The 24,561-nt window shown below is 57.8% G+C and carries 19 protein-coding genes; 13 read left to right on the forward strand and 6 right to left on the reverse strand.

The genetic code is table 11. From position 1 onward, the window contains the following. Positions 1-299 precede the first annotated feature (299 nt). Positions 300-2,030 carry a methyl-accepting chemotaxis protein gene (locus tag AC07X6_RS14560; protein WP_494791419.1) on the forward strand — a complete coding sequence of 577 codons (1,731 nt, stop codon included), beginning with the start codon at positions 300-302 and terminating at the stop codon, positions 2,028-2,030. Position 2,031: 1 nt separating this feature from the next. Here the strand turns inward: AC07X6_RS14560 and AC07X6_RS14565 are convergent, their stop codons facing one another. Both AC07X6_RS14565 and AC07X6_RS14570 read right to left on the reverse strand, forming a co-directional pair. After that, positions 2,032-3,183 carry an AI-2E family transporter gene (locus AC07X6_RS14565; protein ID WP_494791420.1) on the reverse strand — a complete coding sequence of 384 codons (1,152 nt, stop codon included), beginning with the start codon at positions 3,181-3,183 and terminating at the stop codon, positions 2,032-2,034. Between the two features lie 170 nt (positions 3,184-3,353). Further along, positions 3,354-4,358, reverse strand: coding sequence for a hypothetical protein (locus AC07X6_RS14570; protein WP_494791421.1), 1,005 nt, complete (start codon positions 4,356-4,358; stop codon positions 3,354-3,356). A gap of 171 nt (positions 4,359-4,529) precedes the next feature. Between AC07X6_RS14570 and AC07X6_RS14575 the strand changes: the two genes are divergently transcribed. Then, the gene (locus AC07X6_RS14575) at positions 4,530-4,850 is read left to right on the forward strand and encodes a hypothetical protein (RefSeq protein ID WP_494791422.1); all 321 of its coding nucleotides are present in this window, start codon (positions 4,530-4,532) and stop codon (positions 4,848-4,850) included. Here the strand turns inward: AC07X6_RS14575 and AC07X6_RS14580 are convergent. Beyond that, positions 4,829-5,890 carry a GGDEF domain-containing protein gene (locus AC07X6_RS14580; RefSeq protein WP_230542089.1) on the reverse strand — a complete coding sequence of 354 codons (1,062 nt, stop codon included), beginning with the start codon at positions 5,888-5,890 and terminating at the stop codon, positions 4,829-4,831. The genes AC07X6_RS14575 and AC07X6_RS14580 overlap by 22 nt on opposite strands. 344 nt (positions 5,891-6,234) lie before the next feature. Here AC07X6_RS14580 and hsdR point away from each other — a divergent pair, with 344 nt between their 5' ends. The 4 genes from hsdR (at position 6,235) to AC07X6_RS14600 (ending at position 13,866) form a co-directional block, all read left to right on the forward strand. Beyond that, a complete protein-coding gene (hsdR, locus tag AC07X6_RS14585) occupies positions 6,235-9,711 on the forward strand; it encodes a type I restriction-modification system endonuclease (protein ID WP_494791423.1) in 3,477 nt (1,158 codons plus the stop codon). A gap of 176 nt (positions 9,712-9,887) precedes the next feature. After that, complete coding sequence (locus AC07X6_RS14590) at positions 9,888-10,961, forward strand: Fic family protein (protein WP_494791424.1); 1,074 nt, start codon at positions 9,888-9,890, stop codon at positions 10,959-10,961. Further along, positions 10,961-12,418 carry a class I SAM-dependent DNA methyltransferase gene (locus tag AC07X6_RS14595; protein ID WP_494791425.1) on the forward strand — a complete coding sequence of 486 codons (1,458 nt, stop codon included), beginning with the start codon at positions 10,961-10,963 and terminating at the stop codon, positions 12,416-12,418. Before AC07X6_RS14590 ends, AC07X6_RS14595 begins: the two co-directional genes overlap by 1 nt. Continuing rightward, the gene (locus tag AC07X6_RS14600) at positions 12,415-13,866 is read left to right on the forward strand and encodes a restriction endonuclease subunit S (RefSeq protein WP_494791426.1); all 1,452 of its coding nucleotides are present in this window, start codon (positions 12,415-12,417) and stop codon (positions 13,864-13,866) included. Before AC07X6_RS14595 ends, AC07X6_RS14600 begins: the two co-directional genes overlap by 4 nt. 70 nt (positions 13,867-13,936) lie before the next feature. On the opposite strand, the gene gyrB is transcribed toward AC07X6_RS14600, so the two are convergent. The 3 genes from gyrB to dnaA form a co-directional block, all read right to left on the reverse strand. Then, the gene (gene gyrB / locus AC07X6_RS14605) at positions 13,937-16,435 is read right to left on the reverse strand and encodes a DNA topoisomerase (ATP-hydrolyzing) subunit B (RefSeq protein ID WP_494791427.1); all 2,499 of its coding nucleotides are present in this window, start codon (positions 16,433-16,435) and stop codon (positions 13,937-13,939) included. Positions 16,436-16,586: 151 nt separating this feature from the next. Beyond that, the gene (dnaN, locus tag AC07X6_RS14610) at positions 16,587-17,693 is read right to left on the reverse strand and encodes a DNA polymerase III subunit beta (protein ID WP_034754341.1); all 1,107 of its coding nucleotides are present in this window, start codon (positions 17,691-17,693) and stop codon (positions 16,587-16,589) included. Positions 17,694-17,967: 274 nt separating this feature from the next. Beyond that, entirely contained in the window at positions 17,968-19,362 is a 1,395-nt protein-coding gene (gene dnaA, locus AC07X6_RS14615; protein ID WP_070224767.1) for a chromosomal replication initiator protein DnaA, read from the reverse strand. Between the two features lie 501 nt (positions 19,363-19,863). Here dnaA and rpmH point away from each other — a divergent pair. The 7 genes from rpmH to AC07X6_RS14650 all read left to right on the forward strand — a co-directional run bounded on the left by rpmH (position 19,864) and on the right by AC07X6_RS14650 (position 24,555). Then, on the forward strand, positions 19,864-19,998 hold the full coding sequence (gene rpmH / locus AC07X6_RS14620; protein WP_010401996.1) for a 50S ribosomal protein L34: 135 nt from the start codon (positions 19,864-19,866) through the stop codon (positions 19,996-19,998). Positions 19,999-20,021: 23 nt separating this feature from the next. Next, on the forward strand, positions 20,022-20,459 hold the full coding sequence (gene rnpA, locus AC07X6_RS14625; protein WP_071650299.1) for a ribonuclease P protein component: 438 nt from the start codon (positions 20,022-20,024) through the stop codon (positions 20,457-20,459). Beyond that, positions 20,456-20,716 (forward strand): membrane protein insertion efficiency factor YidD, encoded by a 261-nt coding sequence (yidD, locus tag AC07X6_RS14630; RefSeq protein WP_034754335.1) that lies wholly within the window; start codon positions 20,456-20,458, stop codon positions 20,714-20,716. Before rnpA ends, yidD begins: the two co-directional genes overlap by 4 nt. 11 nt (positions 20,717-20,727) lie before the next feature. Then, positions 20,728-22,458: a membrane protein insertase YidC gene (gene yidC, locus AC07X6_RS14635; protein ID WP_230542084.1), complete on the forward strand. Its 1,731-nt coding sequence runs from the start codon at positions 20,728-20,730 to the stop codon at positions 22,456-22,458. Positions 22,459-22,644: 186 nt separating this feature from the next. After that, the gene (gene mnmE, locus AC07X6_RS14640; RefSeq protein WP_494791428.1) at positions 22,645-24,024 is read left to right on the forward strand and encodes a tRNA uridine-5-carboxymethylaminomethyl(34) synthesis GTPase MnmE; all 1,380 of its coding nucleotides are present in this window, start codon (positions 22,645-22,647) and stop codon (positions 24,022-24,024) included. Positions 24,025-24,034: 10 nt separating this feature from the next. Beyond that, positions 24,035-24,334, forward strand: coding sequence for a hypothetical protein (locus AC07X6_RS14645; protein WP_494791429.1), 300 nt, complete (start codon positions 24,035-24,037; stop codon positions 24,332-24,334). Between the two features lie 17 nt (positions 24,335-24,351). Further along, positions 24,352-24,555 (forward strand): hypothetical protein, encoded by a 204-nt coding sequence (locus tag AC07X6_RS14650; protein ID WP_494791430.1) that lies wholly within the window; start codon positions 24,352-24,354, stop codon positions 24,553-24,555. Positions 24,556-24,561 lie beyond the last annotated feature (6 nt).

Here is a 24,561-nt window from a genome sequence, read left to right on the forward strand (position 1 = left end):
ATGCCAGTTCTGCGCAAAAAACATCATCCACTTGTTACAAATCGTGAAAATCCATACTGGATGTTGCTACTAGTAATCTTTCCCTGTATCTTGCAGTCAGGAAATTAAAAGTACAGGAAACCTCGACCTCGTTGCCCTGTCTTGCACTCCTGACGATATGCGCGGGCCGCCTTCCCCCCTGCTGCCGCACACGCCGTATCGACCTGCCCTGAACAATTCACGTGATCCGCCCATCTGGCGTTTGCCGCTACCCATCCGGCAGGCGGTGGCAAGGTCGCGCCCTTACCAAGGAAAACTGCATGCTGTCGAATATAACAATAAAAATGCGCCTGATCGCCACCATGAGCGTGCTGGGCGTGTTGATCGCCTTGCTGGGCGTGATGAGCATCATCAGCCTGAAATCGGCCAACAACAGCCTCAACGAGGTCTACAGCAACCAGCTGGCCTCGACGCAAGCGATCGGCGAATCGCAAATTGCCCTGGGCCGCGCCCGGTTTACGATGGACCGCGTGATGGTGCACCCGGATGCGCCTGATGCAAAGGATACCCTGGCGCGCTCGGAACAATTCCTGGAAGCGTCGAACAAGTCCTGGAAGGTGTACCTGGCCTTGCCGCAAAGCACGGACGAAAAGCGCCTGTCCGACGACATGGACAAGAAGCGCAGCGACTATATCAATAATGGCGTGCTGGCCATGGGCAAGGCTTTGCGCGAAAACAATATCGAGCAGGCGGACAAGCTGATGATGACGGGCCTGTCTCCGCTCTACCGCACCCTGGACCAGGCCGCCGAAACCTTGACGCAATACCAGGCCACTTCGGCCGCCAGGATGTATGCGGAAAGCCAGTCCAGCTTCCGCACCCAGGTGGCCATGGCCATCGCCGGCATGATCGTCGGCGCCTTGCTGACGATTATTTCCAGCTTCTTACTGCTGCGCGCCATCTTTAATCCGCTGGACCAGGCCTTGCGTCATTTCGGCGCCATTTCCGACGGCAACCTGGCCAACGACATCGTCATCACGCGCAACGACGAGATGGGCGCCTTGCTGACGGGCTTGCAGAAAATGCAGGAGCGCCTGTCGAACACCGTGCGCGGCGTGCGCGACGGCAGCGGCGCCATCGCCACGGCCAGCAACGAAATCGCCTCGGGCAACCTGGACTTATCCAGCCGCACGGAACAGCAGGCGTCCAGTCTGGAAGAAACGGCCTCGTCGCTGGAAGAGCTGACCTCGACCGTCAAGCAGAATTCCGACAATGCGCGCCAGGCCAACCAGCTGGCCGTTTCCGCTTCGGACGTGGCGGTGAAAGGTGGCGCACTGGTGGCGCAAGTGGTCGATACCATGGGCACTATCAGCGAATCGTCGAAAAAGATCGCCGACATCATCGGCGTGATCGACGGCATCGCCTTCCAGACGAATATTTTGGCCCTGAACGCGGCCGTGGAAGCGGCGCGTGCCGGTGAGCAAGGCCGTGGCTTTGCCGTCGTCGCCACGGAAGTGCGCAACCTGGCGCACCGCTCGGCTTCCGCCGCCAAGGATATCAAGGTGCTCATCGAAGCATCGGTGCAGAACGTGGGCGCCGGCAGCGCGCTGGTCAGCCAGACGGGCACGACGATGGACGAGATCGTTTCCAGCATCCGCCGCGTGACGGACATCATGGGCGAAATCAGCGCCGCCGGCCGCGAGCAGGAACTGGGCATCGGCCAGATCAACCAAGCCGTGGCGGAAATGGATACCGTGACGCAACAAAATGCGGCGCTGGTGGAAGAAGCGGCGGCTGCGTCGGAATCGATGCAGGAACAGGCGGCGGCGCTGGCCGAGATGGTCAGCATTTTTAAACTCGACGCCGCCCACAGCGGCCCGGCAGCGCCCAAGCCCGCCTTGCGCAAGCCTGTCGTGGCCGCCGCCAGCACGGCCTTGAAACGCCCGGCGCTGCGCCTGGCGCCTGGCCGCACCGCCTCGGCAGCCGCCCCGGCCCAGCCGCATACTGCCAAGCCCGCCGCGGACAACAGCGGCGAATGGGAAGAGTTTTAAGCTAGCGGGGTTCCAGGGCCACCTTGCTGCCCTGTTCCTGCAGTAGCGCCGCCTCGGCCAGGGCCTGGGCGCGCGCTTCTTCCGCCGCCTGTTCGGCTTTCTCCAGCGCATCATGGCGCGCCTGCAAGGCCGCCCGCGCGCGCACGAAGACGATCTTGATGGCCGCCATCACGGGCACGGACAGGAAGATGCCGACCACGCCCCCCAGCTGGTCGCCGGCCAGCAAGCCGACGATCACCATCAGCGGACTCACTTCCACGCCTTCGCTCATCAGATATGGGTTGACCACGTAATCCTGGAACAAACGGTAGGCGGCGATAAAGCCGATCAGCCAGAACACGTGCTCGAAACCGCTGAAACCGGCCACGACAACGGCAATGATGGCGGCCGCCAGCGGACCGGCAAACGGGATGAATTCCAGCAAGGCGGCGGCGCCGGCCAGCAGCAGGCTGTACGGCACGCCCATCAGCGAAAAGGCGATGCTGTAGGAGACAAACGTGGCGATCGACAACAGCAGCAGGGCGCGCACATAGCGCGACAGCAAGATGTCGAGGTCATCGATGATGGCGCCCCAGAGCTTCTTGTTCGGGCGGTTCAGCAGGGACAGCAAGCCGTCGCGCATGTCCGGGCCTTCCTTGATCAGCAAAAAGCTCAGCACGGGCACCAGCACCAGATAGATCAGGTTGCTGGCCGCATGCATGACGGTCAAGCCCAGTTCTTTTGCCAGCGGCATGGCTTGGCCCGTACCGCTGCTCAGCTGCGTCTGCAAGAACGACAGCAGGCGCGCGCGCAAGGGTTCCATGAATTCCGGCAAAGGTATGCGTTCGGCAAAGTTGTTGCCCTTGAGCAGGGTCGGCAATTGATCGCTGAGCTTGATCGCCTCTTCCTCGATGCGCGCGCCGAAGATGGAGCCCAGCACCGCCACCAGCAAGATCACCACCAGGAAGACGATGCCGATATTGGCCGTGCGCGGCAGGCGCTTCGGGCCATGGCGTTCCAGCAGCCCGATCAGTGGATACACGAGGTAGCTGAAGAAAATGGCAAAGACCACCACGATCAGGGTCGAGGAGACCTTGTAGGTGAGAAATAACAGGAAGGCGATGAGGAAAGCCGTCCATACCATCTTGGCAACGCGCAAGTTAAAACCGAACATATGACTCCTTAGGGCAGGATGCAACGCAAGCGTGGCTGGCTTGAAGGGCAGGGTGGGCGAGGCAGGGACCGGGCCGCGCCGCACGGCCGGAAATCATACCGCAAAATGTCAAAATGCCATGCTCTTGTGCGTAATGGCAATGCTTTCCCCTGTCCGAGCGCCTGTTTCTCCTATTTTGTCCGCCAGCTGGCCACGGTGATGAAGACGCCGTCCTCCCTGCCCTGTTCGCGCAAGGTCACCGTGTAGCGGCCGCTCGTATCGCTGCCGCTGAACACGACCTTCTCGTCATGGCCCTTCACTTGCGCGCCCTTGGCCAGTTTGGCATAGGTGTTGAGCACCCAGTGGAAATCGGCGTAGCTGTGCAGGGTGATGTGGGCGTCAGGCATGGGCTCGTCGCCGGCCTCGGCCGCTTCCGTCGGCGTGCGCATGGGCAAACCGGCCAGGACTTTTGGCTCGATGAGCTTGCCGCCGCTGGAGCTGCTGTTCAATTCCGCGGCCGGCAACAGCAGGTGCAGCAAGCTGGGAGGAAAACCGGGCGGCACGTCGCGCTGCTCCCAGCCGGGCTGGCCGGGGCGCGTGGTGATGTATTCCACCGCAGCAATGGTTTGCCGCTGTTCCGCTTCAGCGAAGGTGAGCTGGCGCGGCAACTGCCGTGCCCATACCAGCAATGGCGCGGCCACCTCGTCCTCGACGCCCGGTGGCAGGAACACCGTCAGCACGGCATGCGTGTCGGGCAAGCAGGCGGGCGCGGCGTCGCCGATGGCGGTCTGGCAATGGCCGTTGACCAGGCCCAGCGCCAGCAGCTTGCGTTGCGGATCGAACAGCAGGGCGGCGCGCTGCGCGCCACGTTCGGCGGGGTTGATGGATGCCAGCACCGAGCGTCCGTCGGGCAGCATGGTGCGCTGGATATCGTACAGCGAGCGCATGCTGTCGAGCACCTGGCGCGCGATCAGGCTATCCCCACGCGTATAGCTGCCACGCGCATAGCCGAGCAGCTTGAAGATGTCGGCGCGGATTTCCGGATGCTCGCTCAAGCGCAGCGGCGGCGACGGCACGGGCACGGTGGCAGCCACGAAGGCGGCGTCTTCAGTCGCTGGCGTTTGCGCCAGCGCAAACGGTGACGTACCCAGGGCCGCGCACAGCGGCAGCAGGGGCAGGATGAGGCGTAGGTTCAATGGTAATCCTTGTCGAGACGCCATGCCGATCCGCTTGCCGGCATGCGCGCGGGGCGATCTTAGCATTTCAGGAATGAAATGCTTTCTGCTAAGCTTGGCTATTGAATCACTGTCCCGCTTGCCATGGCCAAGATCACCATTTCCTGCAGTATTCCCGTTGACGATGAGGTCGTGACTGAGTTCTTGCACAAGTACGTGCTCCAATCGCGTGTCGGCGTGGCCAGGAAATTGCGCATGGGAGAGAAGGGCTGCTTCTATACCTGTTCTTTGTACCAGGAAGACCACGCCAAGGTGAGCCGTTTGATCCGCCGCATGCTGGCCTTCTTTGAGAGCAAGGACATTCCCTTGACCATCCTCAAGATCGGCGCGCAGGACAGCTGGTACGAGGTGGATCCCGGGCAGCGCGATCCGTGGAAGATTGCGCCGCAAGCCTTGCTGGCGCTGCTCGATGCGGCGCCGGACGGCGGCGTTCAGGCGGCGTTGAGCACGTAGCGGTTCTTGCCGTTTTTCTTGGCCTGGTACAAGGACTCGTCGGCGCGCCGGTAGCTGTGCGACAAGTCCGCTTCCTTGATCAGTTCCGCGACGCCGATGCTGACGGATACCTTGCGTTCCGGCACGAAAGCCGCCTCGACGGCATCGACCAGCTGCGCGGCAAAGGCGCAGGCCGCGTTCTTTTCACCCACGTAGATGACGGCGAACTCTTCGCCGCCCAGCCTGCCGCACAGGTGCTCGCCCGACAGCCCGGCGATCACCTCGGCCGTTTTTTTCAGCACTTCATCGCCCACGTCATGGCCATGCACGTCGTTGATCTGCTTGAAGTCGTCGATGTCGATCATCAGGAAATACGCGGGCGTGCGCGCCGTGCGCTGCAGGGCGCGCGCGCCTTGCGTGAACATGCGGCGATTGTTGAGCCCCGTCAAGCCATCCTTGTAGGCCATCGTCGCCAGCTCGCGCTGGGCGCGGTAGTTGTGGATGCGCAAGACGAGAAAATAGATGTTCAGCGCCAGGCCGATGATCACGCTGATGGTGACGGCCAGCACGGGCCAATGCTGGTCGGCCTGGCCCGCATGCACGGGAAACTGACCCAGTCCCAGGATGGCCCACACGCACAGCGATACGCCCAGGTAATACGCGATGCCGCTGAAGATGGGCGCCGTCGTCAGCGTGATCATCACGCCCAGCGGCAACACCCAAAAAGCGGGGTCTTCCGTACCCAGCATCAGCACGCGGAAGCTGAAAGCGATGAACAGCACGCTGATGGTGCCGCTGGCGATAATCGCCTGCAGCGACCTCGCATACACGGTCAGCAGCAGCCCGGCCAGCATGCCCGCCACGCCCAGCGCCGCCTGCGCATGATCGAGCGCGGCGCGCGGCAGGGTCAGGCTGAAGGTGACCAGCCAGCAAGTCAGGCCAAACGTCAGGATGGCTATCGAAATGAAACGCAGTTCCGTGAAAAAGCGCTGCTGCTGCTCCCGTTCTCCTGAAAAGAACAGGTAATAGAAGGCAGGCGACAGGCTGCGCGAAGTGAACATTGCATTTGTCCAGAGACAACACGCCTTGCGGCAGGGCCGCCTCCCGGCAACGGCAGGCGGCATGACGCGCGTACAAAATTAGTTGCGCTCAGGAACTAGTGTACTGGTTTCTTGGGGGCTGTGGGGAGACGGGCAGGGAAAACGGCGGCTACTGTTCTGTCGCCGCCACATTGTGTCGAGCGTGCCGGTACAAAAAGCAAATCCTGCGGCGCGCTTCGGACAAGCGAATCCATGGGAAAGTGGATCTCTATTGTTTGCCAATGCAGGTAGCCGCTTTTGCCTGGTAAGGTTACTAATATGTTCTGTTTAGGTTAAAGTTGTCTTATTGTGATGAAGGCCTAAATATGACACGAACGAGTAATTTCAGTTTTTTAGCGGAACATTCTCCTTTATTTGCGCAATTGGGCTATACCGCAGAGCAAACCTTCTCAAGCGACCCCAATACGACATTGATCAAACTGCGTCAGTTGGCGGAAGCATTGGCGCAGGATTTGGCTGTTCGTTTCGGTATCGATTTCAGCAGTGAAACAACTCAGGCTGACCTGTTATTCAAGCTGCAGCGGGATATGCAGCTCGCTCCGGAAATTCGTACGCTTTTTCATACTTTGCGTATCGAAGGTAACAAAGCTACGCATCAATTCCAGACGCGTCACCGCGATGCCATGGATGGCCTGAAAGTCGCCCGCTCTCTCGCCGTGTGGTATCACCAGTCGGTCAGCAAGCAAGGCGAGCATTTCAAGGCTGGCCCATTTATTTCGCCGCAAGATCCTAGTGCCGAGTTGCGGGAATTACAAACGCAAATTCAGCAACTTAAAGCGGAACTTGGCAGTACCACGCAGGCACTGGAAAACAATCAGCAGCTTGCGGCGCTAATGGCGCAGGAGCGCGAGCAATATTCTGTGCTTGCATTGCAGATGGACGCAGAGGCACGTATCTTCGAAGCGTTGGCGCTCGAGCATGAGGCTGAATTGAAACAAGCTCACGCGCAATTTGACATTCAACTTAAAGCCTTGCAGCAACAAATCGGCAGTCAGGCACGTGAGCAGGTTCAACAGCTGAAAAAGCGCACTCAAATTGCCACGAATCAGTTTTCTCCCAATGAAGAGCTGACGCGTATTTTGATCGATCAGCAATTAATTGAGACCGGCTGGGAGGCCGATACGCAGGCCTTGACCTACGCACTCGGTGCGCGGCCGGAAAAAGGCAAGAATAAGGCCATTGCAGAGTGGCCTGCAGCAGGAAAGCAGTCAGCGGACTATATTCTGTTTGCCGGCTTGACGCCGATTGCCGTTGTCGAAGCCAAGCGTGAAAATATCAATGTGGCCGGAAAAATACCACAGGCGCAACGCTATGCGCGCGGTTTTGTATTGGAAGAAAACCACAAACCGGCTTGGGAAATCGAGGGCCGGTGTGGCCCATGGGATGATGGCATGGGCGTGCCATTTTTTGTGCCGTTCGTCTATTCCTGCAACGGACGGCCTTTCTTGTCCCAACTCGCCGAGCAAAGTGGCACCTGGTTTCGCGATGTGCGCGCACCATCGAATGTATCGCGTCCCTTGCTGGCATTTCACACGCCGGATGGCTTGCTGGACCAATTGGCGCGCAGTCGGGAAAATGCGCAGGCGGTGCTGCAGCATGAAGGATTCAGCTATCTCGGTTTGCGCGATTATCAGGAAAACGCCATCAAGGCTGTCGAACTGGCGCTTGAGGCGAATCAACGTCAGTGCTTGCTGGCAATGGCGACGGGTACTGGAAAAACGCGCACCATTATCGGCCTGATGTACCGTTTTCTGAAAGCGGAACGCTTCCGGCGTATTTTGTTTCTAGTGGACCGTACGGCGCTCGGCGAACAGGCAACCGAAGCGTTCAACGAAGCGCTGCTTGAGCAAAACATGCCGCTATCGAAGCTGTATAACATTGCGGAATTGGGCGACATGGCGGCGGAGGCGGAGACGCGTATTCAGGTTGCCACGGTCCAGGCCATGGTACGGCGGATACTGCAATCGGATAATGCGCCTGGCATTGATGAATTTGATTGCATCATCGTCGATGAAGCTCACCGCGGCTATACCCTGGACCAGGAGATGACAGACGGCGAACTGGCCGTGCGTGACCAGAATCAGTACATTTCCTCGTACCGGCGCGCACTCGATTATTTTGATGCCGTCAAAATCGGCCTGACCGCTACACCGGCCAAGCATACGACGGAGATTTTTGGCAAACCCGTGTTCACGTATTCCTATCGCGAAGCAGTGGCCGACGATTGGCTGATCGACCATGAACCGCCGATTCGCTACGAAACATTGTTGACGCGTAATGGCATCACTTTCGACAAAGGCGCAGCCGTCGATGCCATTAATCTGGCTACCGGCGAGATCGAAGTGGCAGAGCTGGAGGATGAGCTAAGTTTTGGCGTGGAGAACTTCAATAAGCGGGTCATCACGGAAAATTTCAATAAAGTCATCTGCCAGCAGCTTGCGCAAGAAATCGATCCCTTGGGCGAAGAAAAGACGATGATTTTTTGCGCCACCGATTTGCATGCCGATATGGTCAAGCGCCTGCTCGATGCCGCCTTCCTTGAGTTGTACAAGGAGGATTATAACGAGGCGGCCGTGTGCAAGATCACCGGGGCATCGGACAAGGTTGGTCAACTGATCAAGTTTTACAAGAATGAGCGCTACCCGAATATTGCCATTACGGTGGACTTGCTGACGACCGGCATCGATGTACCGAAGATCTGTCATCTGGTCTTCATGCGGCGCGTGCGTTCGCGTATCTTGTACGAGCAGATGATAGGGCGTGCCACGCGCCGCTGCGATGACATCGGCAAGACCGTCTTCAAGATTTATGACCCGGTCGATATCTATGCGGCACTGCAGGATGTCAGCACCATGAAGCCGCTGGTGAAGGATCCAAATGTGACGCTGGATCAACTGGCTGACGAGCTGAATAACCCGGCCAGCTTCAGCATTGCAGGCAGCCAAGCTGGCCAAACGCATGCGCACGATGTGCTGGCCGCCTTCAGCCAGAAAGTCATGCGTGTGTTGCGCAAGGCGGCCAAGAAAGCAGAAAAAAATCCGGCCATCCAGGAGCGTCTCGACCAGCTGGAACAGCAATGGGGTGTCGAGCCCGCGACCTTGCACCGGCATTTGCATAAGCTTGGCCCAAATGGGGCAGCTGATTTTGTCCGTACGCATGGCAATTTGCTGCAACAAATTGCTGAAATAAAACAGTTAATTGGCAGTGATTACATGCCCATCATCGCCCGGCATGAAGATCAGCTCATGCAGCGCGTACAAAACTATGGCGCGTATAGCAAGCCCGAGGATTACCTGCAGAGCTTTAATGACTTTATCCGGCAACAGATCAATCAATCTGCGGCCCTGTCCGTGGTTGTCAATCGCCCCAAGGATCTGACGCGCGAGCAATTGAAGGAAGTGCGCTTATTGCTCGACCAACACAGCTATACCGAGGCCATGCTGCAAACAGCCTGGCGCAGCAAGACCAATCAGGATATCGCCGCCAGCATCATCGGCCATATCCGCCAGGCGGCACTGGGCGAAGCCTTGCTGCCCTTCCAGCAGCGGGTGGACAATGCCATGCAAGGCATTTATAGCCTGCACGCCTGGACGGCCGTGCAGCGCAAGTGGCTCGATCGCCTGGCAAGTCAGCTCAAGCATGAAGTCATCCTGGACCAGCAATTCGTCAATACCCGTTTCAGTACCGACGGCGGCGCCAAGCGTCTTAATGCGATGTTGGATGGCAAGTTGGAGCAAGTGCTGCAAACCTTTGGAGACGTACTGTGGCCGAAGGCGGCTTGATGGCGCCAAAATGAAATAAGGATTTCGTTATTTCATTTTTCTCTTTAAGTTAAAATAACGCCTCGATTCATTTTAACTTCAGCGAACCTATGCAACGCGGACTCACGGGGACCTACACATCGACCATTGCCGGCGGTGTGGCGTGCCAGGCCTTTGTGCCATTGCCACTGCCACCCATGCCGGCATTGGACTTGAACGGCAAGCTGCAAAACCGCCTGGATGAAGCCTTGATCGCACTGGGACGACTCGATGCGATCAGTACCCTCTTGCCCGATGCACGACTGTTTCTGTACAGCTACGTGCGCAAGGAAGCCGTCATGTCTTCGCAAATTGAGGGCACGCAATCGTCGCTCAGCGACCTGATGCTGTATGAGATAGAAGGACAGCCTGGCGTGCCGCTCGATGATGTGCAAGAGGTCTCGTGCTACGTCAAGGCGATGTCGCTGGGTGTGGAACGGATACGGCAAGGGCAGCCCATCAGTTTTCGATTACTGACGGAAATGCATCAAGTGCTGATGACGTCGGGCAGGGGCGTGCAGCGCAGCCCTGGCGAATTTCGCCGCAATCAGGTGTGGATCGGTGGCCATCGCGCCGACGAGGCAACGTTCGTGCCACCGCCTGCCAACCAGCTCGCTGACTGCTGGGCTGCACTGGAAAACTTCATCAATGACGTGCCGCAGCCGACTGCCGCCCTTATCAAGGCGGCATTGTCGCATGTGCAATTTGAAACCATTCATCCGTTTCTGGATGGCAATGGCCGTCTCGGCCGCATGCTGATACCGCTGATACTGGTGGAAGCCCGTATTTTGCAGGAACCGCTGCTGTATCTGTCCGTATTTTTCAAACAGCATCGTGCAACCTACTACAGTTTGCTGCAACAGGTACGCACTAGCGGCAATTGGGAAGCATGGCTGCTGTTCTTTGCCGATGCCATCGCCGCCACCGCCAATCAGGCCGTCAGCATGGCCCAGGCGCTGACGCAACTGTTGGCGCAAGACAAGGCAAGGCTGGCGGAACTGGGGCGCTTGGCGGGGTCGGCCAGGCAAATCCTTGATGCGCTGTTTGCGCATCCCATCTTGAATATTGCCGCCTTGAGCACGACCACCGGCTTGACCGCCGCGACGGTGGGCAAGGCGCTCGATGCCATGGCAGGTACGCTGGGCATGGTGCAGGAAGTAACCGGCCAAAAACGCAACCGCGTGTATGCCTACGGTGCTTACATTAACATTTTGAATCAGGAAACAAGCTAATGAACAACAACGATATTGTCCAGAAACTCTGGAACCTCTGCGACGTGCTGCGCGACGATGGCATCAACTATTCCGATTACGTGACGGAACTGGTGCTATTGCTGTTTATCAAGATGGAGCATGAAACCACGGAAAGCGGCATCTTGCAGCAGCATAAGCTGCCGGAATATGCACGCTGGCAAACGCTGTCGGGCTTGTCCGGCCTGAACCTGCTCAATCATTACCGCAAGACCTTGTTGGATTTGAGCGTCAGTACCGATCCCTTGATCTCGGCCATCTATGCCGATGCACAGACCCGCCTCAAGGAACCGCGTCACCTGGAGCAGCTGATCAAGAGCCTGGACGGCATCGACTGGTTCAGCGCCAAGCGCGATGGACTGGGTGACCTGTACGAGGGCTTGCTGGAAAAAAATGCCAGCGAAACCAAATCCGGCGCCGGCCAGTACTTTACGCCGCGCCCCTTGATTGACAGCATCATCCATTTGATCAAGCCCAAGGCCGGCGAAACCATCCAGGATCCCGCAGCCGGCACGGCCGGCTTCCTGATCGCGGCTGACGCGTATATCCGCAGCCAGACCGATGATTTGTATGACTTAACGGAAAAGCAACGTAACTTCCAGCGTAACAGGGCCTACGTGGGCATGGAACTGGTATCGGGCACGCGCCGCCTGGCCCTCATGAATTGCCTGTTGCATGGCATGGAAGGCGATGACGAAGGCGTGGTTCACCTTGGCAACACCTTGGGCAGCGCTGGCACGAGCTTGCCGAAAGTCGACGTCATCCTCAGTAATCCGCCCTTCGGCACGGCCAAGGGCGGCGGTGCCCCCACGCGCGAAGACTTGAGTTTTTCAACTGGCAACAAGCAACTGGCCTTTTTGCAACATATCTACCGTGGCTTGAAGGATGGTGGCCGGGCCGCAGTCGTCTTGCCCGACAACGTCTTGTTCGAAAGCGGCGTGGGCGCCGATATCCGGCGCGACCTGATGGACAAGTGCAATTTGCACACCATCTTGCGCCTGCCGACCGGCATCTTCTATGCGCAGGGCGTGAAGACCAATGTGCTGTTCTTTACCAAGATCAGTAACAACAACGTGGGCAGCACCAAGAACGTCTGGGTCTACGACATGCGCGCCAACATGCCGAAATTCGGCAAGCGCACGCCATTTACCCGCGCCCACTTCGCCGACTTCGAAGCCGCTTATGGCACCGACCCACATGCCATCGCCGCGCGGACGGATCAGGGAGAGAGCGGGCGTTTCCGCAGCTTTAGCCGCGCCGTGATTGCCGAGCGTAATGATAGTTTGGATATTATGTGGTTGAAGGATGACAGCATTGAAAGCACTGATGATTTGCCAGAACCATCAATGTTGGTCCGAGAGGCTATGGACGAATTGGAGGCTGTTTCCCTTGAGCTACAAGAAATTTTGCTCGCACTGGGCGAGGAGATAGTACAGTGAAAAAATTTCCAGGAAATTGGGTAGAGACAAAGCTAGAAAATGTACTCGAAAATATTGTAGGAGGTGGAACGCCATCAAAAGCGAATTCCTCTTTCTTTAAAGGTGACATACCATTCATGACTGTAAAAGATATGAAAAAACGTTTCCTCTCAGATACGATTGATCATATTTCAGAAGAAGCGATAACTGCTAGTGCGACTACTCTTGTGCCAGCGGATACCCTTATAGTTGCTACGCGTATGTCGCTTGGAAAGATTGTTCGAGCAACGGTTTCAACTGCGATTAATCAAGATTTGAAGGCTTTGTTTCCATTTGCTGATATAGATAAAACATATTTTGAGTATTTCTGGCGCTCAAAATCGAATGTTCTCATGGAGCTTGGGGCGGGAACAACGGTTAAGGGAATTCGACTTGATGATATTAAAAATATAAAAATTCCATTGGCCCCATCAAATGAGCAAAAACGCATTTCCGTCAAGCTTGATTCGGTACTCTCCCGTGTTGATATATGCCAAAAAAGGTTGAGCAACATCCAGAAAATTCTCAAACGCTTTCGGCAGTCGGTACTTGTCAGCGCCATTTCTGGTAGATTGACGTATGAATGGCGAATCAAACATTCGCAAACCCTAGTTGATGTAAATAATGTTATTGAGGAATTATTTATTGATGGAATAACTGCAGGAAATTTTGGGAAAAGAAATGATCGCGCACCTAAAATAACAGAAGAGGAGAAATTTATCGCAATCACTAATGATTGCGCCTGGCCAATAGTTCGCATTGGTTCCATTTGTGCCTGTATTGTTCCGAATCGTACTAAGCCTAAATCATTTGGCGGAAATTTTCATTGGCTATTGACGCAGCACGTTGATGATAATAGTATATTTATAAATTATGAAAATGTGGAAAGTGGTTTGACTGAAAGTGAAGCAAAAGAATTTTCTGCAAAGATTATCCCTGTTAATAGCGTTGTAATGACTTGTATCGGCAGACTTGGTCTTTCGGCGGTTCTCGATGAAGCGTCTATAATTAATCAGCAGCTCCACGCCTTTTTGCCAAACAGATATGTTCTTTCGAAGTTTTTGGCATATGTAATCCGAGCAAATAAAGAATATTACGATGATATTTCTACTTCTACGACAGTTTCATATTTAAATAAAACAGCATGTAATTCATTGCCAATTCCATTGCCACAAATTGATGAGCAAAGAGAATTAATACGTCGAATTGAAACACTTTTCGCCTTTGCCGATCGCCTTGAAGCCCGCCTGGCTACCGCTTGCACCGCCGTTGATCGCCTGACGCCAGCCCTGCTGGCCAAAGCCTTCCGCGGTGAACTTGTACCGCAAGATCCTGCCGACGAGCCGGCATCGGAATTGCTGGCACGTCTCGCTGCCAGCCGGGCGGCTGAAGTAGCCAAACCCCGCCGTGCCCGTACGGTAAAGGCTTGAAATAGCGCAGCAAGATGCAAAAAAGCCAGGCTGAGAAGCCTGGCTTTTTCATTTGATGCAAGCGTGACGCTTAAACGTCAATATTCCCCGCACGCAACGCATTATTCTCAATAAACGCCCTGCGTGGTTCCACGTCGTCGCCCATCAAGGTCGTGAAGATCTGATCCGCCGCAATCGCGTCTTCGATCTGCACTTTCAACAGGCGGCGCACGGTCGGGTCCATCGTGGTTTCCCACAGCTGCTCCGGGTTCATTTCGCCCAGACCTTTGTAGCGCTGTTTCGAGACGGTGCGTTCGGCTTCGTCGCGCAGCCATTGCATGGCCTGGTGGAAGTCGACCACGGCGATTTCCTTGACGCGCTCGCCTTCGCCGCGGCGCACGAACGCGCCTTCGCCGATCAAGCCTTCGAAGGTGGCGGCGCCGTTGCTCAGCACGGCGTAGTCCGGACCTTGCACGAAGTCGGCGTCGATGGCGCTGACTTTGACGTTGCCGTGGTGCATGCGCTCGATGCGCAGCATGTGTTTTTCCGACAGGTCGTCGGAACGCACGTGCACGTGCACGGCGGTATCGTTGATGGCCGTCTGCAGGGCCAGCGCGGATTTTTCCGCCTGTTCCAGGGTCGACAGGTCCAGCTGCGTGCCCGTCATGATGGCCGTCAGGGCGGCGCGGTCGATGACGCGGGTCAAACGCGTCATGATGGTGTTCGACAGGTTGAACTTGCGCACCAGTTCGGCCAATGTCTCGCCGGAAATGCCTTCCGCGCCTTCGCGCGGCACCAGCACGGCCGTGTTCAGCGCCACCGTCATCATGTAGCTCGCTTCTTCGGCGTCATCTTTCAGATAGCGCTCGTCGCGTCCCGCTTTCACCTTGTACAGCGGCGGTTGCGCGATGTAGATGTGGCCGCGCTCGACCAGTTGCGGCATCTGGCGGTAGAACAGGGTCAGCAGCAGGGTGCGGATGTGGGCGCCGTCGACGTCCGCATCGGTCATGATGATGATGCGGTGGTAGCGCAGTTTCTCGACGTTGAATTCGTCCGGTCCGATCGAGGTGCCCAGGGTGGCGATCAGGGTGGTGATCTGCTCGGACGACAACATTTTCTCGAAACGGGCTTTTTCCACGTTCAAGACTTTACCGCGCAGCGGCAAAATGGCCTGGAACTTGCGGTCGCGCCCCTGTTTTGCCGAGCCACCTGCCGAGTCACCCTCGACGATGTACAGTTCGGACAGGGCGGGGTCTTTTTCCTGGCAGTCGGCCAGCTTGGCCGACAGGCCCAGGCCGTCCATGATGCCTTTGCGGCGCGTCAAGTCGCGGGCCTTGCGGGCCGCTTCACGGGCGCGTGCCGCTTCGACGATCTTGCCGCAAATGATCTTGGCGTCGTTTGGTTTTTCTTGCAGGTAATCTGCCAGGGTCTTGGCGACGATCTCTTCGACGGGGCCGCGCACTTCGCTCGATACCAGCTTGTCTTTCGTCTGCGACGAGAATTTCGGTTCCGGCACTTTCACGGACAAGACGCAGGTCAGGCCTTCGCGCATGTCGTCGCCATTGATTTCCACTTTCGCCTTCTTGGCGAATTCCTGCTCGTCGATGTATTTATTGATCACGCGCGTCATGGCCGCGCGCAAGCCCGTCAGGTGGGTGCCGCCGTCGCGTTGCGGGATGTTATTCGTAAAGCACAGCACCTGTTCATTGTAGGCATCGTTCCACTGCATCGACACGTCAACCGTGATGTTCGTGCCCTGGTCCGACAGGCGCTCGCCCGTGGCCTGGAAAATGGTCGGGTGCAAGACCGACTTGGCCTTGTTGATGTATTCGACGAAGCCGCGCGTGCCGCCTTCGAAGGCGAAGACTTCTTCCTTGCCCGTGCGCTGGTCCGACAACTTGATGTTGACGCCGTTGTTCAGGAAGGACAGTTCGCGGATGCGCTTGGCCAGGATTTCGTAGTGGAATTCCACGTGCGTGAAAATCTCTTCGTCGGCCCAGAAGTGCACCTCCGTGCCGCGCTTGTCCGTCTCGCCGATGACCTTGATCGGCGACGTCGCGACGTCCCCCGCCATGACGATCTGGCGGTCTTGCGGCACGCCGCGCACGAATTCCATGTAATGGACCTTGCCGTCGCGGCGGATGGTCAGTTTCAGCAATTTCGACAGGCCATTGACGCAGGACACACCCACGCCGTGCAAACCGCCCGATACTTTATACGAGTTCTGGTCGAACTTGCCGCCCGCGTGCAGCTCGGTCATGACGATTTCGGCCGCCGAACGCTTCGGATCGTGCTTGTCGTCCATTTTCAGGCCGGTCGGCACGCCGCGGCCATTGTCGGTGATCGAGATCGAATTGTCGCTGTGGATGGTGACGTGGATTTCCGTGCAATGGCCGGCCAGCGATTCATCGATCGAGTTGTCCAGCACTTCGAATACCAGATGGTGCAGGCCGGTGCCGTCCGAGGTGTCGCCAATGTACATGCCCGGGCGTTTGCGTACGGCTTCCAGGCCTTCCAGGATCTGGATGGAGGAGGCGCCGTATTCTTCCGTTTTGGCCTGGATCGGGGTGTCTTGTGGATTCTCGGACATGGACTGCTTTCTCAATTAACTAGTACTGTTCCGGGGTCAGACCCTGTTGGGTCTGACCCCAGCTTTTCATTGGGTTTCTTGATTGCGTGATATCGCATTTCAACCCAACGGCGAAATGCCGGGGTCAGACCCAGAGGGTCCGACCCCGTTCTTAAATGCGCATCGGCATGACGACATACTTGAAGTCGGCATTGTCCGGGATGGAGATCAGGGCGGACGAGTTCGAGTCGCCCAGGGCGATGTTGACGTATTCGCATTTCAGGTTGTTCAGCACGTCCAGCAGATACGTCACGTTGAAGCCGATGTCGACGGAATCGCCGCCGTAGTCGATTTCCAGCTCTTCGACGGCTTCTTCCTGGTCCGCATTGGTCGAACTGATCTTCATGCTGCCCGGGGTGATGATGCAGCGCACGCCCTTGAACTTGTCGCTGGTCATGATGGCGGCACGTTGCAGCGAGCGCAGCAGTTCATCGCGGCCGATGGTGAAGTCGTTCTTGTAGCCTTTGGGAATCACGCGCGTGTAGTCGGGGAACTTGCCTTCCACCAGCTTCGAGATCAGCTCGATGTCGGCAAAGGTCAGTTTCACCTGGTTGGCGGCGATGTCCAGCTGCACCGGCTCATCGTTCTCTTCCAGCAGGCGCTGCAGTTCGATGATGGTCTTGCGCGGAATAATCACTTCCTGGCGCGCAAACGTCTGCTCGGTAGCCACTTGGCAAAACGCCAGGCGGTGGCCGTCGGTGGCCACGGCGATGACATTATTTCCATCCAGAACCAGCAGCAAGCCGTTCAGGTAATAGCGGATGTCTTGCTGCGCCATCGAGAAATGCACCATGTTGAACAGGTGCTTCAGGGTTTTCTGGGGCAGGGTGACGGACGCGTTGTAGCTTTCCGCTTGTTGCACGGTTGGAAACTCTTCCGCCGCCAGGGTTTGCAGCGCGAAGCGCGACTTGCCCGTTTGCACGGTCAGGCGCTTGTTGAGCAGGGTCATCGTGACGTCGCCCGATTCGGGCAGGGCGCGCAAAATGTCCAGCAGCTTGCGCGCGGCCACGGTGGTGCCGGTGACGTCCGCGCCGGAACCGATTTCCGCGTGCGTGGTGATCTGCACTTCGGTGTCGGTCGACAGGAAGGAGACATTTTCACCGTCTTTGCGGATGAGGATATTGGCCAGAATCGGCATAGTGTGCCGACGCTCGACAATACCGCTCACGATCTGCAGTGGCCGGAGAAGGGTATCTCGGGTGGTTTTGACCAATTGCATATTTATCCTCAATGTATAAGTTGAACAGTACGACGTTTAACGTATTAATTTAACAATTCTTGCCATAGGGAGCCCCGACAGACCGGCTGCGGCGCCCTCCCAGATAATAAGGGTAAAGCACGTTTTGAGCCAGCCTTGCCCAGTCGTGCTTGCAACGCCTGACAAAACCGTAGCGAGCGGCAGTGAGTTGTGGCCGAGACGCGGAGCTGTGCTTTAGCACAGTGAGCATCGGAGGCCGCAAAGCGCGACGCGCAGCAGGTTTGGTCAGGTGTTCTTAACCCTTCAAGGTTTGTTCCAGCACATGCAATTCATGGTTGCATTCCGGATTCTTGGTGCGGTCCAGCGCGATCTTGCGCACGGCATGCAGCACCGTGGTGTGGTCGCGACCGCCGAACAGCTCGCCGATTTCCGGCAGGCTCTTCTGCGTCAATTCCTTGGCCAGGTACATGGCGATCTGGCGCGGCCGGGCGATATTCGCGGGGCGGCGCTTCGAATACATGTCGGCAACCTTGATATTGAAGAAGTCGGCCACCGTTTTCTGGATGTTTTCCACGGAAATCTGGCGGTTTTGCACCGACAGCAAGTCCTTCAAGGCTTCCTTGACGATATCGATCGTTATATCTTTGCCATGGAAACGCGAGTACGCCAGAATTTTGCGCAGCGCGCCTTCCAGCTCGCGCACGTTCGAACGCAAGTGCTTGGCGACAAAGAAGGCCACGTCGTCGGAGAAGGTCACGCCTTCCTGCTTGGCTTTTTTCAACAGAATCGCCACGCGCATTTCCAGTTCCGGCGGTTCGATGGCCACCGTCAGGCCCGAGTCGAAGCGCGAGATCAAACGGTCGTCCATGCCCGTGATTTCCTTCGGATAGGTATCCGAGGTGATGATGATCTGTTTCTTCGCGGCAATTAATGCCTCGAACGCATAGAAAAACTCTTCCTGCGTGCGGCTCTTGCCGCCAAAGAACTGGATATCATCGATCAGCAGCATGTCGAGCGAGTGATAGTAGTGCTTGAAATCGTCGAAACCCTTGCGCTGGTAAGCGGTCACTACGTCGCGGACGTACTGTTCCGCGTGGATGTAGCGGATTTTTGCGCCCGGATTGTCGGCCATCACCTGATTGCCGATGGCGTGGATCAAGTGGGTTTTACCGAGGCCGACGCCGCCGTAGAAGAACAGCGGGTTATACGACACGCCCGGATTGTTCGCCACCTGGATGGCGGCGGCGCGCGCCAGCTGGTTGGCCTTGCCGGTCACGAAACTGTCGAAGGTCAGGTCGGTGTTGATGCGGCTCTGCTCGCGGCGCGGCGCGGCGCCGATGCTCAGTTCCGGCACGCTCGGCTGCGGCTCCGCCGGGCGCGCGCTGGGCGCGCCGCCATTCGGATCGCTGGCCGGGGTGCTGGCGGTGACGGGTTTCTTCGGCAGGGCCAGGCGCGGGTCGAGCACGAACTGCACTTCCGTGGGCGCTTCGAAGTACTGAATGGCCAGGGCAGTAATGCGGCTGGCGAACTGGGTCTTGACCCAATCGAGCTTGAAGCGATTGGGCGCAGCAATGCGCAGCTTGCCCTCTTCGTAATCGAGAGGGATAAGCGGTTTGATCCACGCACTGAATTGTTGCGGTGTCAGCTCCAGTTCCAACTGCGCGGAACAGGCCTGCCAGAAATTATCCATGTATGTCTATGTGAAAAGGTGTGGGAGGGCGTATCGATTCTGCCCTGCGTTCACCGTGTTGCAAGGCCGGCGTCGCGCGAGGGCTCGCCACACGTAACGCGCTATTCTACTCCCGACTGACAAAGTTATCCACAGGCACGACGCTTATTTTTGTGTGGCGGGGTGGGGCGCCATGTGCATAAGAGGCGACTTATCCCCCGGTTATCCCGTGACAGGCAGTGCTGGCGCGGGCTTGGCGGCAGATGGGGAGCGGCGCGCAAATTTCCAGGCGATCACGGCAATCCTTGACAAGAGGGGGGCATATGCTGAATAATTCAGGGTTCCCCGCCCGTATTCCGTGTTTATTCATTTGGAACGACAATATGGACTAAGCGTGGATTAAGCGGGCGATGAGATTGGCCAGCTTGTGCCTTGGCATAAGTGCGCGATTGTCATTGGCACCAAAAACTGACGGGACGTCAGACCCGATTTTGCATTTTTTTTGTTTTTAGCGAGACCAACATGAAACGTACTTACCAACCTTCCGTCGTTCGCCGCAAGCGTACGCACGGCTTCCGCGCTCGTATGGCTACCCGTGGTGGCCGTGATGTGCTCAACGCACGTCGCGCAAAGGGCCGCAAACGTCTGGCCGTCTAGGCTTGTCGTTGACAGCTGATCGCGTGGCTAGCTGTACTCCAGTCGGCAATCAACGCGAAGGTTCACACGACTTCGCGCGCTTTCGGCGTATCGTTAAAACGGATGAATTTTCATCCGTTTTTCGTTTGCGCCCTTCGCAAAAAACAGCGCATTTTGTGCTGTACACCCGACACAATCAATTGCCGCATGCGCGGCTGGGCGTCGTTGTGGCCAAGCGTTTCGCGCCGCGCGCGGCGACCCGCAACACGATCAAGCGCGTCACGCGCGAGCTGTTTCGCAACAGCGCGATGCCGCCGGTCGATTGCGTGGTGCGTTTGTCGCGCGCCGTCAACAGCAAGGATGGCCCGGCCACCACGAGCAAGCTCAAAGCCGAGCTGCGTGAAGAGTTGAGCCGCCTGTTCGCGGCGCAAATCGCCGCCCAGGCCCGTTCTGTTGCTGCGCCACCACCATCCGCGCCATGAAAACCCTGCTGCTGTTCCTGCTGCGCGCTTATCAGTTGCTGATCAGCCCCATGCTGGGACAGAATTGCCGTTTCTATCCGAGCTGTTCGCATTACGCGATGGAAGCGCTGCGCGTGCACGGTACGGCCAAGGGCAGCCTGCTGGCTGCCAAGCGCCTGTGCCGTTGCCACCCCTGGAATGAAGGGGGCGTCGACCCGGTGCCGCCGGCCGATGGCAAACAATCTTCAACGACCGCTTGCGGTTGCAACCACTCCTGACAAATACCCTAATGGATATCAATAAACGTACCATCCTGTGGATCGTGTTTTCCGTCTCGCTGGTAATCCTCTGGAACGAATGGATGATCTCGAACGGCAAGCCGTCGATGTTCTCCGCGAACACGGAACAAACCGCCAAGGCGCCTGCGACCCCTGCCAAGACGGCTGCCCTGCCAGCTGCGGCAGGCGTGCCTGCCCTGCCGGGTGAAGCGGTCGATCCCGCCGCGTTCAAGCGCGAAGTGATTACCATCACCACCGACGTCATCAAGGTCGACATCGACACCCTGGGCGGCCAGGTCAAGCGTCTGGAATTGCTGAAGTTCAAGGGCGCGGGCAATCCGGGCTGGTTTGGCGGCTGCTTCGGCCTGTTCAAATGGTGCCAGCCTGACGACGGCAAGCAAAACGAAGTGCTGTTCGACGAAGGCGCGAACCACACTTACCTGGCGCAATCGGGCCTGGTCGGCGGTCCCTTCCCTACCCATGCGAGCGGTTTCACCGTACAGCCTGGCGTACGCACCCTGACCGATGGCAAGCAGATTCAACTGGTGATGGAAGCGGTCGAAGGCGGCGTCAAGCTGACCAAGACGTTTACCTTCAAGCGCGGCGACTACGTCATCGACGTGCGCCACGACGTGGCCAACGTGGGCGCGGCCCCTGTCACGCCGCAGCTGTACCTGCAACTGACGCATGACGGCAACAAGCCGGTCGGCGATTCGTTCTTCAACAGCAGCTTTACGGGCCCGACCCTGTACACGCCGCAAGACAAGTACCAGAAGCTGACGTTCGAGAAAATCGAAAAAGCGGCGGCAGAAGACGAGAAGAAGGGCAACGACAACGCCATGAAGGGCCTGCACCCGGCCACGGCGAATGGCGGCTGGTTTGCGATTTCGCAACACTTCTTCGTGTCGGCTTTCGTGCCGCCTGAGAACGCCAAGCGCGACATCTTCACGAAGAAGGTCGGCCCCAACCTGTACGCCATCGGCAACGTGCTGCCATTGCCGACCCTGGCGCCAGGCGCCTCGGCCAGCATGGACAGCAAGCTGTACTCGGGTCCGCAAATCGCGCACCTGCTGGAAAACGTCTCGCCTGGCCTGGAACTGGTCAAGGATTATGGCTGGCTGACCATCATCGCCAAGCCGATGTTCTGGGTCATGGAACAGATCCACAGCGTGCTCGGTAACTGGGGCTGGACCATCATCGCCTTCACGATCCTGATCAAGCTGCTGTTCTTCCCGCTGTCGGCCGCCGGCTACCGCAGCATGGCCAAGATGAAACTGGTCACGCCGAAGATGCAGGCGATCCGCGAACGCTTCAAAGGCGATCCGCAAAAGATGAACCAGGCGACGATGGAGCTGTACAAGACGGAAAAGATCAATCCGCTGGGCGGCTGCCTGCCGATTTTGATCCAGATGCCCGTGTTTATCGCCCTGTACTGGGTGCTGAACGCGTCCGTGGAAATCCGCGGCGCGCCATGGATCGGCTGGATCACCGATCTGGCCCAGCATGACCCATGGTGCATCCTGCCCGTGCTGTACGCGATCTCGATGTTCATCACGACCAAGCTGAACCCGGCCCCGGCCGATCCGATGCAAGCGAAGATGATGCTGTTCATGCCATTGGCATTCTCGGTGATGTTCTTCTTCTTCCCGTCTGGCTTGGTACTCTACTGGGTCGTCAACAACGTCCTGTCGATCGGCCAGCAATGGGTGATCACCAAGAAATACGCGCCAGCCGTCAAGTAATTCCGGCCAGCGAACAGAAAGCCCGCCGAGCGCGGGCTTTTTTTTGACATCGGACCCAGTGGGTCCGATGTCAAAAAAAAGTGGGTTTTGTCGGATTTCCACTGAGCGCCCCCTTCATGTGCACCGGTTTGTCGCTGACAATAGCGTAGCCCCTGCAGCCTTCCCCGAATACACTACAATTACGCCATGAAACTCGACTCTTCCCCTATCGCCGCCATCGCCACTGCCCCCGGGCGCGGCGGCATCGGCGTGGTACGCGCCTCCGGCAAAAACCTCGCTCCTTTGATGACGGCCCTGTTCGGCGCGCAGCAGCTGAAACCGCGCCACGCCACCTATCTGCCGTTTACGGAAGCCGATGGCAGCATCATCGACCAGGGCATCGCCATCCACTTCAAGGGCCCGCATTCGTACACGGGCGAAGACGTGCTGGAATTGCAGGGCCATGGCGGCCCCATCGTGCTGCAGCTGCTGCTGGCGCGCGTGCTCGAAGCGGGCAAGGACAGCGGCTTGCGCCTGGCAGAACCGGGCGAATTCACGCGCCGCGCGTTTTTGAATGACAAGCTTGATCTGGCGCAAGCCGAAGCCGTGGCCGACCTGATCGACGCCTCGACGGAAGCGGCCGCCAAGTCCGCTTCGCAATCGCTGTCGGGCGCGTTTTCGAACACCATCCACGCGCTGGTGGAGCAGGTGACGGGTTTAAGGATGCTGGTTGAGGCGACCCTGGACTTTCCGGAAGAAGAGATCGATTTCCTGGAAAAATCGAATGCGCGCGGTCAATTAAAAGCCGTTATCGAAGCGTTAAATAAAGTGTTTGCCCAAGCGGCGCAGGGCGCGCTGCTGCGCGAAGGCCTGAACGTGGTGCTGGCGGGCCAGCCGAACGTGGGCAAATCGTCGCTGCTGAACGCGCTGGCGGGCGCCGATGTGGCGATTGTGACGCCGATCGCCGGCACCACGCGCGACAAGGTCAGCGAAACCATCCAGATCGAGGGCATTCCGCTCAACATCATCGATACGGCCGGCATCCGCAGCGCCGGCGACACCATCGACGCCGTCGAGCGCATCGGCATCGAGCGCACGTGGGGCGAGATCGGCAAGGCCGACGTGATCCTGCACCTGCTTGACGCAGATCATGGCCCGACTTTGGCCGATGAAACCATCGTCGCCGCCTTCCCGGAAGGCGTGCCCGTGGTGCGCGTGTGGAACAAGATTGACCTGTCGGGCCACAAGCCCGGCGTGGATAGCCTGCCCGATGCCACCCACGTGTACCTGTCCGCCCACGAGCACATCGGCATCGACCTGCTGCGCGCCGAGCTGCTGCGCATCGCCGGCTGGCAGCAGACGGGCGAATCGCTGTACCTGGCGCGCGAGCGCCATTTGATCGCGCTTAAGTCGGCTGGCAAGCACCTGGACATCGCCGCCGAACACGCGGCGCAGGACGACCAGTCGCTCGATCTGTTTGCCGAAGAACTGCGCCTGGCGCAGGTACAGCTGTCGAGCATCACGGGCGAGTTCTCGCCTGACGATCTGCTGGGCGTGATCTTCAGCCGTTTCTGCATCGGCAAATAAGGAGAATCGGATGAAGCTGCTGTTTGCCGTCATGTTCGCCTGCCTGCTCCTGCTGGCTGGCGCGCAGGAAAAGTTGCCGCAAGACGTGGCGAAATTCGTCGAAAATGCGCAGATGTGCGAGCACTTCGCCGGCGAATGGGATGACAACGACAAGGCGCGCCAGCGCGAGATCACGCAAGCCGTCGAGCAATCGTGCGGCCAGGCGCAGCGGCAGTGGAAACGGCTGTCAGTCAAATATGGCAAGCAGCCGGCAATCAAAAGAGTCATCGACGAGCATGCGAATGATGCCGTCAGGAGCTTTCGGAAATAAGTATCAGAGGTGTTTTTTTGCATACACCTCGAACGGCGAAAAGACCGGCGCTCGATCTGTTCACCGAAGAGCTGCGCCTGGCGCAGGTGCAACAGTCGAGCATCGCGGGCGAATTTTCGCCTGATGATTTATTGGATGTGGTTTTCAGCCAGCTCTGTATCCGCAAGCAAATTCATATTGATTGCGGAAAAGCAATAGCTTGCCGTGTGGCGGTTTTATAGTCGGAA

The organism is Janthinobacterium sp. GW460-12-1-14-LB5, from assembly GCF_059423585.1.

Excerpts from the sequence above, each read along its gene's own strand:
- AC07X6_RS14560 (WP_494791419.1), top strand. The coding sequence starts at position 300 with ATGCTGTCGAATATAACAATAAAAATGCGCCTGATCGCCACCATGAGC.
- AC07X6_RS14565 (WP_494791420.1), bottom strand. The coding sequence starts at position 3,183 with ATGTTCGGTTTTAACTTGCGCGTTGCCAAGATGGTATGGACGGCTTTC.
- AC07X6_RS14580 (WP_230542089.1), bottom strand. The coding sequence starts at position 5,890 with ATGTTCACTTCGCGCAGCCTGTCGCCTGCCTTCTATTACCTGTTCTTT.
- hsdR (WP_494791423.1), top strand. The coding sequence starts at position 6,235 with ATGACACGAACGAGTAATTTCAGTTTTTTAGCGGAACATTCTCCTTTA.
- AC07X6_RS14590 (WP_494791424.1), top strand. The coding sequence starts at position 9,888 with ATGCCGGCATTGGACTTGAACGGCAAGCTGCAAAACCGCCTGGATGAA.
- AC07X6_RS14595 (WP_494791425.1), top strand. The coding sequence starts at position 10,961 with ATGAACAACAACGATATTGTCCAGAAACTCTGGAACCTCTGCGACGTG.
- gyrB (WP_494791427.1), bottom strand. The coding sequence starts at position 16,435 with ATGTCCGAGAATCCACAAGACACCCCGATCCAGGCCAAAACGGAAGAA.
- dnaN (WP_034754341.1), bottom strand. The coding sequence starts at position 17,693 with ATGCAATTGGTCAAAACCACCCGAGATACCCTTCTCCGGCCACTGCAG.
- dnaA (WP_070224767.1), bottom strand. The coding sequence starts at position 19,362 with ATGGATAATTTCTGGCAGGCCTGTTCCGCGCAGTTGGAACTGGAGCTG.
- rpmH (WP_010401996.1), top strand. The coding sequence starts at position 19,864 with ATGAAACGTACTTACCAACCTTCCGTCGTTCGCCGCAAGCGTACGCAC.
- yidD (WP_034754335.1), top strand. The coding sequence starts at position 20,456 with ATGAAAACCCTGCTGCTGTTCCTGCTGCGCGCTTATCAGTTGCTGATC.
- yidC (WP_230542084.1), top strand. The coding sequence starts at position 20,728 with ATGGATATCAATAAACGTACCATCCTGTGGATCGTGTTTTCCGTCTCG.
- mnmE (WP_494791428.1), top strand. The coding sequence starts at position 22,645 with ATGAAACTCGACTCTTCCCCTATCGCCGCCATCGCCACTGCCCCCGGG.
- AC07X6_RS14645 (WP_494791429.1), top strand. The coding sequence starts at position 24,035 with ATGAAGCTGCTGTTTGCCGTCATGTTCGCCTGCCTGCTCCTGCTGGCT.